Below are 15,693 nucleotides of genomic sequence, written 5' to 3'. Positions count from 1 at the left end.
GAGGATTGAATAATCATGAATACTACACACAACGAGCATGAGCGCATCTTGGTGGTATATCCACATCCAGATGATGAAGCTTTCTCTGTATCGGGAACGTTAGCCAAATACATAGATGGCGGTGCCCATGTAACCTATGCTTGTCTAACACTTGGCGAGATGGGGCGCAATATGGGGATTCCTCCATTTGCCAACCGAGTGACGTTGCCTGGCATCCGTAAACAGGAACTCATCGAAGCTTCTGAAGCGATTGGTATTCAGGACCTGAGAATGCTGGGTTTCCACGATAAAATGCTGGAGTTCGAAGACCCACAGTTACTGGAAGATACCATCATGTCACTACTTAAAGAGTTGAACCCCACGCTGGTCATTACGTTCTATCCGGGGTACAGTGTTCATCCTGATCATGATGCAACGGGAGCCGCTGTTATACGTACAATCACTAAACTTCCTGTGGATGAACGTCCGATTGTTCACTGCGTTGCGTTCGCTAATAATCAGGAACAGTACATTGGCAAACCGGATGTATTTGTTGACGTATCCGAATTTTTGGATCGAAAAATGGCGTCCATTCGTGCCCATCGTTCACAATTCCAGGCAGCAGAGCTTGTAGGAAATCGTGAGCTGAATAATGAAGAAATCAAGAAACGTTTTGGCAGAGAAACATTTTGGACCTATCCATTTGAATAATATATTACTTCGAAGTCGCCTATATGGCGGCTTTTTTTGATTCACATCACAATATCGACACAAAAATGTTGCGTCTATAGCCTAATTGAGCTATATGGAATAAATATCATTTTAAGTACACTATGATCAGGATTGTGATAACGCTTCATTTATTACGTTGCTTCAATGGATGAGGAACATGGAGAGTTGATTTTAAGTGGAATGGAGGGATGGTGTGTACAACCAACGTATATTTTGGATTAATGTAAGACCCGTTGAATACATTGCCACAGCAATAAGCAACTGTAACAAGAAGCCGGAATTGCGCGGTTTGAATCATGAGTAATCCTTGGGCAGGCTTGGGTACATTCAACAGTTGTAAGAAAAGTCGGGTTACAGGTTTCATTTTTCTAATCGGAATGATGATGCTCCTGCTATCCCTTCCGCACGGTGCAGTCATGGCCTCTTCCGGACATCGTGATCTCATTCCCCTTCAGCCTATGATTGACCGTTCTGCACCTGGAGAAGTCATTGAACTTGCATCAGGTCGTTATTCTGGACCCGTGACGATTGACAAAAACATCACCATTCAGGGTGATCCTACGGTCATAGTTGTTAATGCGGAAGCCACCTCTACGATAATGATTCGCTCGGATGGGGTGAAATTGAGCGGTTTTACAATTGAACATGATACGAATGAACAGACTGCAGCGATTCAGGTTGAAGGGAAAAACAGTGAAATCACGGATCTGCATATTCAGACCCAGGGGTATGGGATGATCATCCGGAATTCGAGTCAGGCAACGATTCAGCGGAACAACATTACGTGGGCCGGGTCTGATTCTGCTTCCAGTGGCCAGAAGGGCAATGGCATTGATCTGTACAACTCCCATGATAGCTTCATTGAAGCCAATGAGATCACCGGCATGAGGGATGGAATCTATCTGGAGAACAGTCGCAAGTCTACTGTGCAAAATAACAGGCTGTTACATACAAGGTACGGCATCCATTGCATGTATATTGACGGCTCTTCTGTCATGGATAATACCGGAGAAGAGAACATGACAGGTGCCATGATCATGGGCGTCAAGAATACGGTTATATCGGGCAATTCTTTTCGCAAACAGAGTACTAATGTTCATTCTCAAGGGATTTTGTTGTATGACGTGCATCAATCCTCAATTCACAACAATGTGGTGGAGGGTAATCGTGTTGGCATGAATATTGCAGAGTCATCGGGCAATGAGATCCATGACAATGCGGTGCTTCGGAATTTTGTTGGCATCCAGCTTGTTCTGGCAGAAGCTAATGAGTTTACACGTAACCAATTGGTGTCTAATGTCATTGAAGCTTCGGCGCTGGATAGCCCGAATAATGTCCTGATGGAGAACTACTGGGACTCCTTTCAGGGGCTCGATCTGAATCGGGATGGGATCAGTGAAATCTCCTATGCCATTAATCCTTTTTATGAGCAATTGGTTAGTCGAAATTCTGCGTATCAGCTCTTTTTTCAATCACCGGGTATGGTCTTTCTGAGTGAGTTGTTTACAGAAGGCAGAGAACAATGGACTACCGACAAATCGCCACGAATGAGCATGGATACGGAATCTGATCTGCACAAGTCAGTGAAAAGTGCTACAGGTTCCAAGATGGTGTGGATGTTCGGGTTAATTCTGTTGGGTATGGCAACTTTTATAATCATCTATATGGGGGTATTACGAAAATGAACAAAAGCTTGAACAGAAGATGGTCCATGGTTATGGTACTTATGTTTGGCATGGTGCTGTTAACCGCTTGCGGAACAAAATACGCGGCATTGCCGATCAATGAAGACGTGGATATCTGTGCGATCTGTAAAATGCAGGTGAAGGACGATGCATATGCAACACAGCTCACTACGAAAGACGGCCAAAATTACAAGTTCGATGATATCGGCTGCATGAACCAGTGGAAAACAGAAAATGGCACAGATAACATCGGCATGGACTATGTACGTGACTATAATGACAAGGAATGGATTGAATACAGCAAAGCCACGTATGTATACGACGCTTCATTGCGTACGCCTATGGCCTATGGAATTCTTAATTTTAAGGACAAGCCCTCGGCTGAAGCTTTCATTGCAGAGCAAGGTGTTGGAACCATTATGACCGCTGAGGATCTTGCCTCTCATGACTGGAAACAGAACACAGAGAATATGGACATGATGGGTGAACATGGGCATGGTGAAGAAGGGGACGGTAATGAGATGCATCAGGAAGGTGAGATGAAAGAAGAGTCAGGCCACTAAGTATGACAATAGAAAATGGTGATCAATGATGTCAGATATGATACAGATTGCAAGACGAGAAGTGAAAATGGGATTTCGCAATCCCTGGGCGTATTCGTTTCTGATCCTTTTTTGCACCTTTAGCTTAAGCTTGTTACTTCTGAATTCGCAGAATCTGGTTGAAGGATATTCGGGCACAACAGGTTCGATGTTGAATCTCATTCTTTACCTCTTACCATTAATGACGCTGTTCCTCGGTTCCTTCTCACTAACATCCGAAAAGGAAGACGGTAGCTGGCAACTGCTGTCCACGTATCCCATTGGCACGATGTCTTTTATTGTGGGCAAGTATCTTGGGCTGTCGATTGTTTTAATTACCATTGTTGCGTTTGGATACGGCCTGATGGGGGTCATTAGCGGAGTAATCGGAAATCCACTGGATGTAATGACATATCTTCTCTTTCTGGCATTCTCGTGTGGACTGGTGTTGTTATTCCTGACGTTGGCGCTATTTATCGGTTCGTTGTCGCGCAATCGGTGGCAGGCGTTAACCATATCCGTGACCGTATGGTTTTTCGCAGTCATTGGATGGCCGACCTTATTGCTCTCTGTGCTGGGACTGATGCCTTATCTATGGGTGAAACCGCTGCTGGTTATGCTAACACTCATCAATCCGGCCGAGCTGGTGCGATTGTTTGTAGTCATCAAACTGGGAGGCGGCTCCATTCTTGGACCAGAATATTATCGATGGGTGGAGTGGGTGCAGCAACCAAGTGGCAGTTGGATCTTCATCGGGATATGCCTATTCTGGATTGCCTTCTCTGTCCTGGCGGTATACGCGATCTGGGAGAGGGGGCGTTCTCATGGATAAGATGGGACTCGAAGTGATGGGATTGTGCAAATCCATTAAAAAGCAACCGATTGTTGAGGATATCTCCTTTCGCATTACTTCAGGCCAAGTGCTTGCCCTCTGTGGAGGGAATGGTGCAGGAAAGAGCACGGTGCTGCGTATGATCGCAGGAATTCTTCGGCCTACCTCCGGTGAGGTTGCAGTGAACAATGTACGATGGTTGAAGGAGCGCAAGCGTTATTCAGAGCAGATTGGATATATGCCGGACGATTATCAATTTAATCAAGGACTGAGTGCGGAGGAAATGCTTCTGTTCTGGGCTTCTCTGAGGAAAGTTCCCAAGGAGAGAGTACAGGAAGTACTGACCATGGTAGGTTTGGAGGATCAAAAGAAAAACCGGGTTACGACCTTCTCCAAAGGCATGCGCCAACGTGTGTTATTCGCCCAGGCTGTGCTGTCGAAACCTCCACTGCTCATCATGGATGAGCCAACGAATGGATTGGACCCATTTTGGATGCAGGAATTAACTCAGCTGCTCAAGGGCATCAAACAGGAAGGCCACATGGTCGTGTTCTCGACCCATCAGTTGGAGATCGCAGACGATATTGCGGATCAGGTGATATTCATGAACCATGGACGTAATGTTGGAGAGGGCTCTACTCACGACTTTTGTGATCAATTCGGTTCGCTCCATGCAGCATTCCATCAAAGTCTTGGTTTAAAGTGAAGGTGAGTTCATTGCAGAAGAATAAGAAGATGAAGAAGAGGTTTAATAACAGACGTACACTTACAATTTTGATTGGTGTGATCGCATTATTAGCAGGTACATGGGCCATTTTCGAAAGTGTATCGACACCCGAGTCTGAGCGAGGTAACGCCATTGAAGCAGGTGCCGTGGCTCCTGAGTTCACAGCGGTTAATTCAGCAGGCGAACAAGTCAAGCTGTCGGATTATCGGGGCAAAGCCGTCATGATTAACTTTTGGGCTTCATGGTGCACACCTTGTGTAAGGGAGATGCCGCTCGTTCACCAGATTGCTCAGGACTATCAGAATGACGTAGAAACCCTGTTTGTTAACGTGGGGGAATCGAAGGGCACGATTCGTGAATTTATGGATAAGCAGGCGTTTGATTTTCCGGTGATCATTGATGTGACGGGCAACATATCAGGTATGTATCGTATAACGGGTTTGCCCGCAACAATGGTCATTGATAGGGATGGAGAGTTCCGTCACATACTGCTCGGTGAACTGACCGAAGATACACCGTTGCAGCAATGGCTGGAAGAGAGTATTTAGTTGTACGCATAGAAAGATGAGAAAAGAAGCGGGAACGCCCGAGATCGCCATGTTACAAGTGAAATGAATGTACGTTAAAAGTAACTACAAAAAGTAACCATATAAAAAGCCGGACACCCATTTAACGAAGGGGTGTCCGGCTTTACTTTTGAAGTTATGCTGCTTCGCAGCCGATTACAATACAGCAGTTGAAGCGTGATTGTTACGAGCGATTCTGGTTGCGTCAACCATGTTACGCAGAGAAGCTACCGTTTCTTCCTGTCCACGGGTTTTTAATCCGCAGTCCGGGTTAATCCAGAACAACTTCGGATCAAGAACACGCAGAGCGCGTTCAATCATGCTGCTCATTTCATCCACACTTGGAACACGTGGACTATGGATATCATATACGCCAAGACCGATACCGAGCTCATACGTATTTTCTTCAAAGCTATGAATCAGTTCACCGTGACTACGGGATGTCTCAATGGAGATAACATCCGCATCCATAGCTTCAATGGAATCAATCATGTCATGGAATTCGCAATAGCACATATGCGTATGGATTTGAGTCGTTTCATGCACCGTGCACGTGGAGATACGGAAAGCTTTGACTGCCCAAGCCAGGTAATCAGCTTGTTCATTTTCTTTCAACGGAAGCCCTTCACGAACAGCCGGCTCGTCAACCTGAATCATACCAATGCCTGCCTGTTCAAGTGCTTCGACTTCCTGTCTCAACGCATACGCCAATTGATAGGCAATCTGCTCACGAGCAATGTCTTCGCGTACGAATGACCAGTTCATGATGGTAATCGGGCCAGTCAGCATGCCTTTAACAGGACGCTCAGTCTGCGATTGGGCGTATTTCGTTTCTTCCACTGTCATTTCACCCGTAAATGCAACATCGCCGAAGATAATAGGTGGCTTCACACAACGTGAACCATACGATTGAACCCAGCCGAACTGTGTAAAGGCAAAACCGGCAAGTTTCTCGCCAAAGAATTCAACCATGTCGGTACGCTCAAACTCACCATGCACCAGTACGTCAATTCCGATCTCTTCCTGAAGCTTAATCCAGATATCAATCTGCTCCCGGATGAAGGCAGCATACTGTTCGTTGTTCAACTCACCTTTGCGCCACAACTGACGTGCTTTTCTGACTTCAGCAGATTGCGGGAAACTACCAATCGTTGTTGTCGGGAAGAGTGGCAATTGCCATTTGGCCTGTTGGGCTTCATGACGCTCTGCAAAAGGACGGGAGCGCTCTGGCTGTTGAACACTGATGGAAGCAACGGCTTTCTGTACAGCGGTACGGTTCCGATCTTCGGATTGCTGAAGCGCCAGAAGAGGAAGCTCTGCTTCGTCTATTTTGGCAGTAATCTCTGCACTTGGTGAAGATAAGGCTGTAGTCAAAAGAACAATCTCATCCAGCTTTTCATCTGCAAATGCAAGAGCATTTTTCAGTTCAGATGTAAGTTTTGCCTCACGGTCTGTCGTAACTGGCACATGCAGCAGGCTGCAAGATGATTGCACGATGATACGTTTAGGCGTCACGAACTCAGTCAATTCATTCAGCAAATTCAGTTTTGTTTGAAGGGAAGCTTTCCAGATCCCACGTCCATCAATAATACCTGCACCGAGCACTTTGTCTGCCGGGAAACCGGATGTCCGAATAGATTGAGTGTTACCAGAGAGTCCGTGTACAAAATCAAGTCCTACACCTTGAACTGGCAGTGCAACAATATCGTTGTAGTTTTCGACAGATTCAAAGTACGTTTGCAGCATGATATTCAGGCCTGGAACGGCTACTGCAAATGTTTCATATATTTTATTCAGACGCTGTACGTCTTCATCGCTTAATTTGGTTACCAGAATAGGTTCGTCGACCTGCACCCACTGAACGCCTTCGCTCGCAAGTTCCTGAAGCAATTGAGTATAGAGTAGAAGCAAGCGGTCCAACCAAGCGTCTGTCTCGGATTTATCATAGCCTTTGGAGAGCTTCAGGAAGGTTAACGGTCCAACGATAACCGGTTTTCCTTCAATGCCGAGGTTTTCTTTTGCTTCACGATAAGCGAGAAGTGGTTTGTTCTCCGTCAGAGTTGGGGAAGCCCCGTCCAGTTCAGGTACTATGTAGTGATAGTTGGTGTTAAACCATTTTGTCATTTCGCTTGCTGCGGCATCTTTCGTTCCCCGGGCGATGCCATAATATACGGACAACGGAACGGAACCACCATCATATGCAAAACGTTTAGGGATAATGCCAAACATCACAGCCGTATCCAGGATATGATCATAATAGCTAAAGTCATTAACCGGAATGATGTCTATACCTTTTGCTTGTTGCTTGCGCAAATGATCTATGCGAATCTCTTGCAAACGTGCGTGAAATTCTGTTTCCTCCAGCTTGCCTGCCCAGAACGCTTCCAACGCTTTCTTCCATTCCCGATCAGCACCAATACGCGGATATCCCAATACACTACTTTTCGTCATCGTTTAAAACCCCTCTGCTTTTATGTTACACAAAATTTATCACAGATCCGGAGTTATAATGTAATTCCATTAAATTATACCTAGTTATAGCCTAGGGCTATATCAAAAGGTGTATGCTATATAAGTTGAATTAACGAGTATTTACACTTGCCACTCCGATGACAGAATAACCTTCCACTCAGCTAAGCATAAATAATAGATCATAATCATATTTTGTATGCTTTTGCATTCACTCGGAATAATAGAAATTAAAAAAGGTTGATGAGTATGGGATTTCAGAAACGTCTTTTTCACTTTATACTTGCAGCAACATTAATGATAAATAGTGTTTCCCTATACACAGATGTTACATATGCAGATCCTGAGAGCATACAGGAGCATGACTATAAGGCAATAGCACTTACGATGCTCAACCCATACATTGCCCGTGAGATTACCAGCTATTATCAGGAAAATCATAAGCAGGTCCCTAACTATGGGCTATATGACATTCACGTATTGGAACTTAAAAGGCACACACAAGGTGGTTATAGCTTTCGAACCGTTCTGGAAGTCAGAACTTTCTACGGTCCACATAACCCGCCATATGGGAAAGAGATCATTACGTTTGAAATAGACCCCGCTAATGTTACAATGGTGAACTATGTTCATACGAATGATTGAAAGGAAGGCGCTACGCATGAATCTGTATCATATCCAGTCCACCGTGCACGGAATCAACAGAGTAACATCCTTTTTGGAAGACAATTATATTGGTATTGCTTGGTCAAGTACAGGGGATCTGGAGCATACGCCCCCGGAGCTATGGAAGGAACAGTTGGTTCAACACTATCCCTTGGATGAAGCGGAATTGGCGAGCATACTCGCGACACTACATATGTTTGTTAACCTCATGCAAGATGGAGATAATGTCTTAATTAGCGATGATGAATGGACGTATGTTGGGGATATCGGGGATTATTATTACGACGATTCCGCTGGCACAGAAAACGAATTGATCTGTCACCGTCGCGGAGTTACATGGTTGGGTCGTATTCCTCGCGCTGAGCTGAATGATAAAGTGCAGGTACTGCAAAATGACTCAGCCATCCTTGCGAAGTTTGAGTATCCCATATCACAAGCACAGCTGGATCGAGGTCTTGCAGGCAGTATAACAGCTGAAGCAACCAACTCTCTCTCAACAGGAATAGATGAAGCCACGATTCAGACAGCTCTCCGAGTGCTGAGAGAAGCGTTACACAGTGAAGAAGGAGAGTTGCGAATTCGTGCGGCTACAGCCATTTTGCAGTATGCAAAACAATAAACCCTTAACTATATAAATTGAACTAAACATTTACACAAAACGGAGCGGACAGAAAGAACCTGAAGAAGCGGAGCGTTCGCCTACAAGCTTTCTGCAAGAAAGCTACATCGGAAGCATACTATTCGTTAGTTCATTTTAACTAGCTCTGAGATCTGTTCATTTACATTCCCATGACTTAGTCCACCGTGATAACAAACCACAGATGTAATGTCGAGTTCAATATACTTTTTCAAAGAGAACCGAGCTGTCTCTGTATCCAGCGTAGTAGGTTCATGAATGCCTCCAAGCATGCCGTCTACACTGTACATTGAATCTCCGGCGATGAGCGTCTTGCTGCCCATCAAATATAGACTGATATGACCTGGCGTATGACCAGGTGTATGAATAACGCGAATTCCGCCGCAAAACGGCAGTTCCTGACCATCAGTCACCGTTCCATCTACTTTGCCCATTGGAGGATGCTCAAGGTGACCGTCTTTGAGAAGAGGGAGCTGCCCCTCAATATATGGCTTATCCAGCTCATGCGCATATATCCTGACATGATCACCACACTCCTGCAAAATCTCGGGAAGACAGCCGATATGGTCCACATCCTGATGCGTCAAAATCACTGCTTTAAGTCGGCTGATCGGCACACCAATCTTTTCGAGTACGATACGCAAATCGTCATATTGTCCAGGGAAACCAGTATCAATTAACACAACCATTTCTTCATCCCATATCAGAACAGGGTGAATTATATTCCCCTCAAAATCAAGCTGAAGCATCTCTATTCCCTTTGAAATTTCCATAATATCAGACCTCCAAGAATTTAAATTCATATACATCGTTGCTCGTTATATTACTTAGGTAAACGAATAAAGACTGCAAAAAGATACGCGGATACTTATAGAAATATTCAATGGATGGGGGAATTGACGCTTGCTGTTGGGAATGATAATTTAGATATATCATCAAAACCAATAAGTCCAATAAGATAAAGGGGGTATGTGGGATGACACATATCGTGCATGCAGCAGCTGAAGATATTCGGAGCGAGGATTCGCTGTTATTGATCAATGAACTGAGTGAAGAACTCGGTTTGTTATATGGCGGTGATGGAACGGCGGGATTTCAACTATCAGACGTTGAAGTGCCACGTGCGGCTTTTATCGTTGCCAGGATCGACGGGTATCCGGTCGGTTGCGGAGCACTTAGACCCCTTGATGATACATCTGTAGAAGTTAAACGCATGTATACACGCAGTGGTTACCGCCGTAAGGGGATTGCCCAGGCTATATTGGCCGAGGCAGAGCGTCTTGCGAACGAACTTGGTTATACCAATCTGAAACTGCAAACAGGTCCCTTGCAACCAGAAGCTGCAGCGCTGTATGAGCGTGTAGGGTATTATCGAATTCCTGTTTTCAGTGGCAATTGGGACAAGGTCCTTGCCTACCAGAAAGACTTGGTACACGAAGTTGTTTGAGCAGAAGGCAAACACAAAGAAAGTCGCCCTTTTGGTGACTTTCTTTGTGTTAATGACGCAAGGTTATGCAAAGTTATGGACCATTGCCTTGATTCCTTAACGTAATGAATAATGGTTACTAATGATATGAACCTACATCCCGGAGACACCAATAGTCATTCACCTACATACATTACCTCAGGATAAATGACTATTGAGGTCAGCCATGGAGGGAATCTAATGTCAATTAATAATCATTGCAATACAGAACATCCTTATCGGATCGAGAACATGGGGTACAGAGAGAGAGAAACCATGATGCCTCATCCTGTGATTGTGGAGGTTAGGCAAGTCGCATCCAATCAAATTGTAGTAACGTATGATCAACCAGCGGATTTAATGTCAGCAACAAACATATCGAATTATTGGATAAGAAGTAATATGTCTAGCCCTTCAGACATAGCCAGTTTAGGAATGGGAGAAGCCCTTGCCAAAGAAAATACGATCCGTGCTGATCGGGGGATGATAGCTCCAATCAATAATTCCAAAACAAGATTTGTTATAACTTTCAATGTTAACGCGACTATGGGGGTTCTTTATATTTTACTTCCATGTTTTGTGAATTTGGAAGGGAGATCAGGATTCACTGGTGGAAATTGGGGGCCGCTTAGCAGAAATATGTTTATTGGATTGTAGTAAGCCGTTCTAGAGTGAAGTTATTTCTTTTTGTAGGATATCTATAATATGGAGTGAATTTTTAATTCAAGCGTTTGATTTCTATGGTTTGGTTTGTGAGGGTAATCGTCAAAAGGAACAACCAGACATACGTGTTGGTTGTTCCTTTTTGTATTGTAGGGCTACTTTTGTCACAAAAAGATCAGTAACAATGTACCTGCGGCAAAACAGTAATACGAAAAGTATTTCAGATTGCCTTTGGCCATAATGCCCATAAACCATCTCATGGAGAAATACGTGACGAAGAGCGTCGTGATGAATGCGATCAGATAAGGGATAGCCAGCTGTGATCGATTCGGATCATTGGCAATGTCGGATACCCCCATGATGAGTCCACCAATACTGATGGGAATGTACAGCATAAAGGAGAACTTCAAAGCTGTTTCCTGTTTCATGCCAACAGCGATGGACGCAATTACAGTTGCCCCTGAGCGGCTAATCCCCGGAATAAGAGCGACCGCTTGAGCCAGACCTACCAACAGTGCATCTTTCGTAGACAGATCACCATCTTGCTTACGACCACGAAGATTACGAATCAGCCACAAGGCGACCCCAGTGATCAATAGCGCGATGGAAACGGTATATACGGATGAGAAGATTTCTTCAATCCGATCCTTGAACAGGACTGCAACGACAGCAGCAGGGATCGTACCAATAATTATGTATAAGCAAAACATGAAGTCTGCTCGATATTCTTCTTTACGAGTACGCAGGTAACCAAGTGCACCAATAATCAATTTTTTGATATCTTGCCGGAAAATAAAAATAATAGCGATAAGTGATGCCGTATTGGTTAAAATTTCAAATGACAATCCATTCTGCTTGATGCCCATGAGTTTCTGAGCGATGATCAGATGACCGCTTGAGGAGACGGGGATTGGCTCCGTCGCACCTTGAACAATACCTAAAAACAAATACTTTAACCACAATATAATCTCTTCCATGTTGTCCTCCTTGAATACGTTTCATTGGCTTTCCAATGATCTCTCTTTTTAATAAAAGTGACTTGTCTACTCTATTGATGATAGCTGTTTAAGTTGGTGACTTGCAAGTTAGAGTTCATAGAGAGAGGGAAATAAACATAGCTTGTCAAATCCTGCATAGCATGATATCGTTGATAACGATTATCAATATCAACGAAGGGGTGGGTTTATTTTGCGTAAACAGAGAAAATCAATATGGATCATGATGGCACTTATCTTGCTGATTGTACTTAGTGCATGTGGTCAGTCTGCCACGACCAATAGTACAACAGGTGATAGCACAAATGCAGCTGCGGAGACAGAAACCAAGACGAACTCGGATTCGACTTCTTCCGCTGAATCAACGGCGACTGCCGAAGTGGAACTTGTTACATATCAATCGGATGCAGGCGAAGTACAGGTACCCAAGAATCCTAAGCGCATTATTGATTTGACATCATTTTCGACAGGGTACTTTGTTGCCCTGGATGCACCAGTAGTCGGCGCATTATCAGGAGCGATGAACAACAAATATATCAAGGATCAACTTGCAGCAGCGGGAACCAGTGATCTGGGTCAAGAGCCTACACCAGAGAAACTAATCAGTTTAAAACCTGACTTATTTATCGTGTACACTGGAACAGAGGGTATCGACAAGCTGGAGCAGATTGCGCCTGTCGTACAGATTACATTTGGTAAGCGCGATTTCAAGGATCTCATGCTCGAGATGGGTAAGCTCACCAATAGAGAAGACGCAGCTAAAGCTTGGAATGCTAAATGGGAAGCGAAGATCAACGAACTGAAGCCCAAGGTTCAGGAAGCTGTGGGCGATCGCACCGTTTCCATCCTGAATCCGTATGCCAAAGGATTATTTGTATTCGGTCATAACTATGGTCGAGGCGGTGAAATTATTTACGGGGAGTTTGATCTCAAGGCACCAGCCAAGGCCCAAGCTGAAGCGATTGACAGCGGTACTGGATGGGCTTCGATCTCCATGGAACTATTACCAGAGTATGCGGGGGATATCATCTTCACCAGCCCGTGGTCGGGAGATACAACCGATCCCAAGATCGTATATGATAATACATTGTGGAAGAACTTGCCTGCGGTGAAGGCAAATGATGTGTTCCAGCTTGATCCGACCTCAGACTCGTACAACGATCCGTTAACGTTGGAAGGTCAGCTGCAATTTATTTCCGATAGCCTGCTTACCGCGAAGTAAGATTAGACTGCATAAATGGTAAAACCGGAGCATTTCCAAATGTCGTTACAAGACGGGGAAATGCTCTTCTTATGAGCTTAGAATGTTATATACGTCGAACTTGGATGGGTTTTGACCAATGTAATTAAGCTTGATACAATAGGATAACAGCTGATGAACATTAAATATCAAGTGGGGTGATCTAGATTGCAGCAAAAGAGTGAACGTTTGAATGTTTGGTTGGCTTTCTCTAACATTCATACCCATCTGAACGAGAAGCTGGAACAAGCTCTGCTTCAACAATATGACTTATCTTTGAAGGAATTTTATGTGTTAAACTTCATATATAATGCGGAGGGTAAGGAATTACGCCTACAGCAACTTCAAGAACTAGTAGGGTTGAGCCAAAGTGCTACTTCCAGGCTCGTCGTTAGGATGGAAGCCAAAGACTGTGGGGCTCTGGAAAGACATGCATGTGAAGATGACCGGCGTGGCATTTACACTCGAATTACGGAGCTTGGAGAGAATAAATACAAGAAAGCACTTCAAACGTTTAATCAGGTCTTGCAAACTGAATTGGAACAGGATGGATTTGAGACTCGATTAGAGAACCTCACTAAAGAATTGTTCTAAGGCTAGGGTGAATATAGGGTAATGTAGTCATTTACCCTATAAGAAGACTTGACACTCATTAATATATACGTTAAATTAAATGCATGCGCATGAATTTAATATGGATGCGGTGATTTTGTATAAAGGAGGTATTGAACATAAAGGTATTCGTCGTAGGATCAAATGGACAGATTGCTCGTGAAGATGTAGCTCATGTGATTTTGGCCAGTTTGAGTGAGAAGAATACCTACAAGCGTTCATTTGATCTAATCGCTGGTGAGGATACAATATCTGAGGCATTGAGTGGGCTCTGATCCAAAACAAAATTTTCAACGATATCAGATGAGTTAAGAGAGGGCTATACAATGATTATGTTGATGCTTTTGACCTTCATATTAGGTATCTTCATCGTTGTACGTCAATTTTGGCCAGTGCGCAATCTTGAATATATAGATTATCAAGTATTTCTTAGACAAGAGCGTGATTTTCGGCAGTATAAAGTGATTGATATTCGAGATGCGACGGATTATATGGCTAATCCTACTCCGGATACGATTAACATCTCATTGGGGCGTCTTGCTTTCACATGGGAAAAATACCTTCTTCGAGAAGATAACGTAATTATAATGTCACCTGGTATGCTTCAATCCAAAAAGGCTGTTCGTATTTTGCGAAAGCATGGATTTGAATGTCTTTATGTGATGAAGTAAAAGATATATGTGAGTTCTAAATCATACGGAGTTATTAATTGTAGGCATTGATTCGATGCTTGCGCATGCATTTTTATGATTCATGATGAAAAGGGGAGTTTTATTTTGATGACAGATTTGTTTAGTCCATATTCTTTTAAAAGCCTGGAGCTTAAAAACCGTGTCGTAATGGCACCAATGTGCCAATATTCAGTTGAGCAAAAAGATGGTATTGCAACCGATTGGCATTATATGCACTACGTTAGTCGTGCCGTGGGAGGAACAGGTCTCATTATCATTGAAATGACAGATGTGGAACCGGATGGCCGAATTTCAGATTATGATCTTGGGTTATGGTCTGATGAACAGATCCCGGCTCTGAAGCGGATCGTAGATGCGTGTCACAGTTATGGTGCCAAGGTTGGTATTCAGATTGCTCATGCGGGCCGAAAAGCAGAAGATGCCGAGGTTCCAGTAGCTCCGTCCGCGATCGCCTTTGATGAGAATTCCAAGCAACCTCGAGCGCTCACAACGGATGAGGTAAAAGGAATGGTTGAAAAATTCCGGAGTGCTGTAGCTCGTGCTGTAAAAGCGGGCTTTGATACAATTGAGATTCATGGCGCACATGGATATCTGATTCATCAGTTCCATTCTCCACTAACAAACAAGCGCGAAGACGAATATGGTCAAGATTTAACGTTATTCGGACGGGAGATCATTCAGGCTGCAAAGGCAGAGATGCCCGAAGATATGCCCTTGATGATGCGTATTTCAGCCAAAGAATACGTCGAAGGTGGCTATGGCATTAACGAAAGTTCCGAGTTTGCGAAGGCATATCAAGAGGCAGGCGTTGATGTATTTGACATCTCATCTGGTGGCGAGGGACCTATTGCTGCATGGGGCAGACCAGGAACTCACGCGGCTTATCAAGTACCTCTCGCTAAAGCAATCAAAGAGGCTCTTGATGTGCCCGTGATCGCTGTTGGAAGACTCGATGATCCTACGTTGGCGAATGCAGTCATCGGCAATGAAGAAGCCGATCTCGTTGCAGTTGGCAGAGGTCTGTTAAGAAATCCTTACTGGGCCTTGGAAGCTGCGACTGCTTTGCGCAAGACAACGGACGTTCCAAAACAATATACGACTGGTTTTTAATGTATTGATAATTTAATATTTAATGTATTAACGATTTAATGA

General features: G+C 44.1%; 18 protein-coding genes. 15 read left to right on the top strand and 3 right to left on the bottom strand.

All coding sequences use genetic code 11. The annotated features are described in order from the left end of the window. Positions 1-15 precede the first annotated feature (15 nt). The 6 genes from bshB2 (at position 16) to J2Z28_RS15835 (ending at position 5,084) form a co-directional block, all read left to right on the top strand. Positions 16-690, top strand: a complete 675-nt coding sequence (bshB2, locus tag J2Z28_RS15860; protein WP_036670850.1) for a bacillithiol biosynthesis deacetylase BshB2 — start codon at positions 16-18, stop codon at positions 688-690. Positions 691-1,007: 317 nt separating this feature from the next. Further along, positions 1,008-2,396, top strand: a complete 1,389-nt coding sequence (locus J2Z28_RS15855) for a right-handed parallel beta-helix repeat-containing protein (protein WP_244988333.1) — start codon at positions 1,008-1,010, stop codon at positions 2,394-2,396. Beyond that, positions 2,393-2,959, top strand: coding sequence for a nitrous oxide reductase accessory protein NosL (locus J2Z28_RS15850; protein ID WP_017688568.1), 567 nt, complete (start codon positions 2,393-2,395; stop codon positions 2,957-2,959). The genes J2Z28_RS15855 and J2Z28_RS15850 overlap by 4 nt, the downstream gene beginning before the upstream one ends. A gap of 28 nt (positions 2,960-2,987) precedes the next feature. Beyond that, positions 2,988-3,809, top strand: a complete 822-nt coding sequence (locus tag J2Z28_RS15845; protein ID WP_211083206.1) for an ABC transporter permease — start codon at positions 2,988-2,990, stop codon at positions 3,807-3,809. Then, positions 3,802-4,515 (top strand): ABC transporter ATP-binding protein, encoded by a 714-nt coding sequence (locus tag J2Z28_RS15840; RefSeq protein WP_036608081.1) that lies wholly within the window; start codon positions 3,802-3,804, stop codon positions 4,513-4,515. Before J2Z28_RS15845 ends, J2Z28_RS15840 begins: the two co-directional genes overlap by 8 nt. Before the next feature lie 29 nt (positions 4,516-4,544). Continuing rightward, positions 4,545-5,084: a TlpA family protein disulfide reductase gene (locus tag J2Z28_RS15835; protein ID WP_211083205.1), complete on the top strand. Its 540-nt coding sequence runs from the start codon at positions 4,545-4,547 to the stop codon at positions 5,082-5,084. 174 nt (positions 5,085-5,258) lie between these two features. Here the strand turns inward: J2Z28_RS15835 and metE are convergent, their stop codons facing one another. Beyond that, positions 5,259-7,553 carry a 5-methyltetrahydropteroyltriglutamate--homocysteine S-methyltransferase gene (metE, locus tag J2Z28_RS15830; protein WP_211083204.1) on the bottom strand — a complete coding sequence of 765 codons (2,295 nt, stop codon included), beginning with the start codon at positions 7,551-7,553 and terminating at the stop codon, positions 5,259-5,261. A 261-nt stretch (positions 7,554-7,814) separates the two neighbouring features. Between metE and J2Z28_RS31815 the strand changes: the two genes are divergently transcribed. Both J2Z28_RS31815 and J2Z28_RS15820 read left to right on the top strand, forming a co-directional pair. Beyond that, positions 7,815-8,216 (top strand): DUF3888 domain-containing protein, encoded by a 402-nt coding sequence (locus J2Z28_RS31815; protein WP_425325413.1) that lies wholly within the window; start codon positions 7,815-7,817, stop codon positions 8,214-8,216. 16 nt (positions 8,217-8,232) lie between these two features. Further along, positions 8,233-8,856: a hypothetical protein gene (locus tag J2Z28_RS15820; RefSeq protein WP_211083202.1), complete on the top strand. Its 624-nt coding sequence runs from the start codon at positions 8,233-8,235 to the stop codon at positions 8,854-8,856. A 125-nt stretch (positions 8,857-8,981) separates the two neighbouring features. On the opposite strand, the gene J2Z28_RS15815 is transcribed toward J2Z28_RS15820, so the two are convergent. Then, positions 8,982-9,647, bottom strand: a complete 666-nt coding sequence (locus tag J2Z28_RS15815) for an MBL fold metallo-hydrolase (RefSeq protein WP_211083201.1) — start codon at positions 9,645-9,647, stop codon at positions 8,982-8,984. Positions 9,648-9,850: 203 nt separating this feature from the next. Between J2Z28_RS15815 and J2Z28_RS15810 the strand changes: the two genes are divergently transcribed. Beyond that, positions 9,851-10,321, top strand: coding sequence for a GNAT family N-acetyltransferase (locus J2Z28_RS15810; protein ID WP_211083200.1), 471 nt, complete (start codon positions 9,851-9,853; stop codon positions 10,319-10,321). 219 nt (positions 10,322-10,540) lie between these two features. Next, positions 10,541-10,996 carry a hypothetical protein gene (locus J2Z28_RS15805; RefSeq protein ID WP_342357508.1) on the top strand — a complete coding sequence of 152 codons (456 nt, stop codon included), beginning with the start codon at positions 10,541-10,543 and terminating at the stop codon, positions 10,994-10,996. Positions 10,997-11,166: 170 nt separating this feature from the next. Here J2Z28_RS15805 and J2Z28_RS15800 read toward each other — a convergent pair whose 3' ends face one another. Next, entirely contained in the window at positions 11,167-11,979 is an 813-nt protein-coding gene (locus tag J2Z28_RS15800) for an undecaprenyl-diphosphate phosphatase (protein WP_211083199.1), read from the bottom strand. Between the two features lie 211 nt (positions 11,980-12,190). Between J2Z28_RS15800 and J2Z28_RS15795 the strand changes: the two genes are divergently transcribed. From J2Z28_RS15795 to J2Z28_RS15775, 5 genes are all read left to right on the top strand, one after another. Then, positions 12,191-13,219, top strand: coding sequence for an ABC transporter substrate-binding protein (locus J2Z28_RS15795; protein WP_211083198.1), 1,029 nt, complete (start codon positions 12,191-12,193; stop codon positions 13,217-13,219). Positions 13,220-13,405: 186 nt separating this feature from the next. Then, a complete protein-coding gene (locus tag J2Z28_RS15790; protein ID WP_017688556.1) occupies positions 13,406-13,831 on the top strand; it encodes a MarR family winged helix-turn-helix transcriptional regulator in 426 nt (141 codons plus the stop codon). 131 nt (positions 13,832-13,962) lie between these two features. Then, the gene (locus J2Z28_RS15785) at positions 13,963-14,124 is read left to right on the top strand and encodes a hypothetical protein (RefSeq protein ID WP_211083307.1); all 162 of its coding nucleotides are present in this window, start codon (positions 13,963-13,965) and stop codon (positions 14,122-14,124) included. Between the two features lie 51 nt (positions 14,125-14,175). Next, positions 14,176-14,520 carry a rhodanese-like domain-containing protein gene (locus J2Z28_RS15780; RefSeq protein ID WP_017688554.1) on the top strand — a complete coding sequence of 115 codons (345 nt, stop codon included), beginning with the start codon at positions 14,176-14,178 and terminating at the stop codon, positions 14,518-14,520. Between the two features lie 108 nt (positions 14,521-14,628). Then, positions 14,629-15,651 (top strand): NADH:flavin oxidoreductase/NADH oxidase, encoded by a 1,023-nt coding sequence (locus J2Z28_RS15775; protein ID WP_211083197.1) that lies wholly within the window; start codon positions 14,629-14,631, stop codon positions 15,649-15,651. Positions 15,652-15,693 lie beyond the last annotated feature (42 nt).

This window comes from Paenibacillus xylanexedens, assembly GCF_017874615.1.
Taxonomy (GTDB): Bacteria; Bacillota; Bacilli; order Paenibacillales; family Paenibacillaceae; genus Paenibacillus; species Paenibacillus xylanexedens.
Note: the sequence above shows the minus strand (reverse complement) of the source record. Positions and strands in the feature narration are given on the sequence as shown.

Bases quoted from the DNA above. Each gene is read 5' to 3' on its own strand.
- bshB2 (WP_036670850.1), top strand. From the start codon at position 16: ATGAATACTACACACAACGAGCATGAGCGCATCTTGGTGGTATATCCA.
- J2Z28_RS15855 (WP_244988333.1), top strand. From the start codon at position 1,008: ATGAGTAATCCTTGGGCAGGCTTGGGTACATTCAACAGTTGTAAGAAA.
- J2Z28_RS15850 (WP_017688568.1), top strand. From the start codon at position 2,393: ATGAACAAAAGCTTGAACAGAAGATGGTCCATGGTTATGGTACTTATG.
- J2Z28_RS15845 (WP_211083206.1), top strand. From the start codon at position 2,988: ATGTCAGATATGATACAGATTGCAAGACGAGAAGTGAAAATGGGATTT.
- J2Z28_RS15840 (WP_036608081.1), top strand. From the start codon at position 3,802: ATGGATAAGATGGGACTCGAAGTGATGGGATTGTGCAAATCCATTAAA.
- J2Z28_RS15835 (WP_211083205.1), top strand. From the start codon at position 4,545: ATGAAGAAGAGGTTTAATAACAGACGTACACTTACAATTTTGATTGGT.
- metE (WP_211083204.1), bottom strand. From the start codon at position 7,553: ATGACGAAAAGTAGTGTATTGGGATATCCGCGTATTGGTGCTGATCGG.
- J2Z28_RS31815 (WP_425325413.1), top strand. From the start codon at position 7,815: ATGAGTATGGGATTTCAGAAACGTCTTTTTCACTTTATACTTGCAGCA.
- J2Z28_RS15820 (WP_211083202.1), top strand. From the start codon at position 8,233: ATGAATCTGTATCATATCCAGTCCACCGTGCACGGAATCAACAGAGTA.
- J2Z28_RS15815 (WP_211083201.1), bottom strand. From the start codon at position 9,647: ATGGAAATTTCAAAGGGAATAGAGATGCTTCAGCTTGATTTTGAGGGG.
- J2Z28_RS15810 (WP_211083200.1), top strand. From the start codon at position 9,851: ATGACACATATCGTGCATGCAGCAGCTGAAGATATTCGGAGCGAGGAT.
- J2Z28_RS15805 (WP_342357508.1), top strand. From the start codon at position 10,541: ATGTCAATTAATAATCATTGCAATACAGAACATCCTTATCGGATCGAG.
- J2Z28_RS15800 (WP_211083199.1), bottom strand. From the start codon at position 11,979: ATGGAAGAGATTATATTGTGGTTAAAGTATTTGTTTTTAGGTATTGTT.
- J2Z28_RS15780 (WP_017688554.1), top strand. From the start codon at position 14,176: ATGATTATGTTGATGCTTTTGACCTTCATATTAGGTATCTTCATCGTT.
- J2Z28_RS15775 (WP_211083197.1), top strand. From the start codon at position 14,629: ATGACAGATTTGTTTAGTCCATATTCTTTTAAAAGCCTGGAGCTTAAA.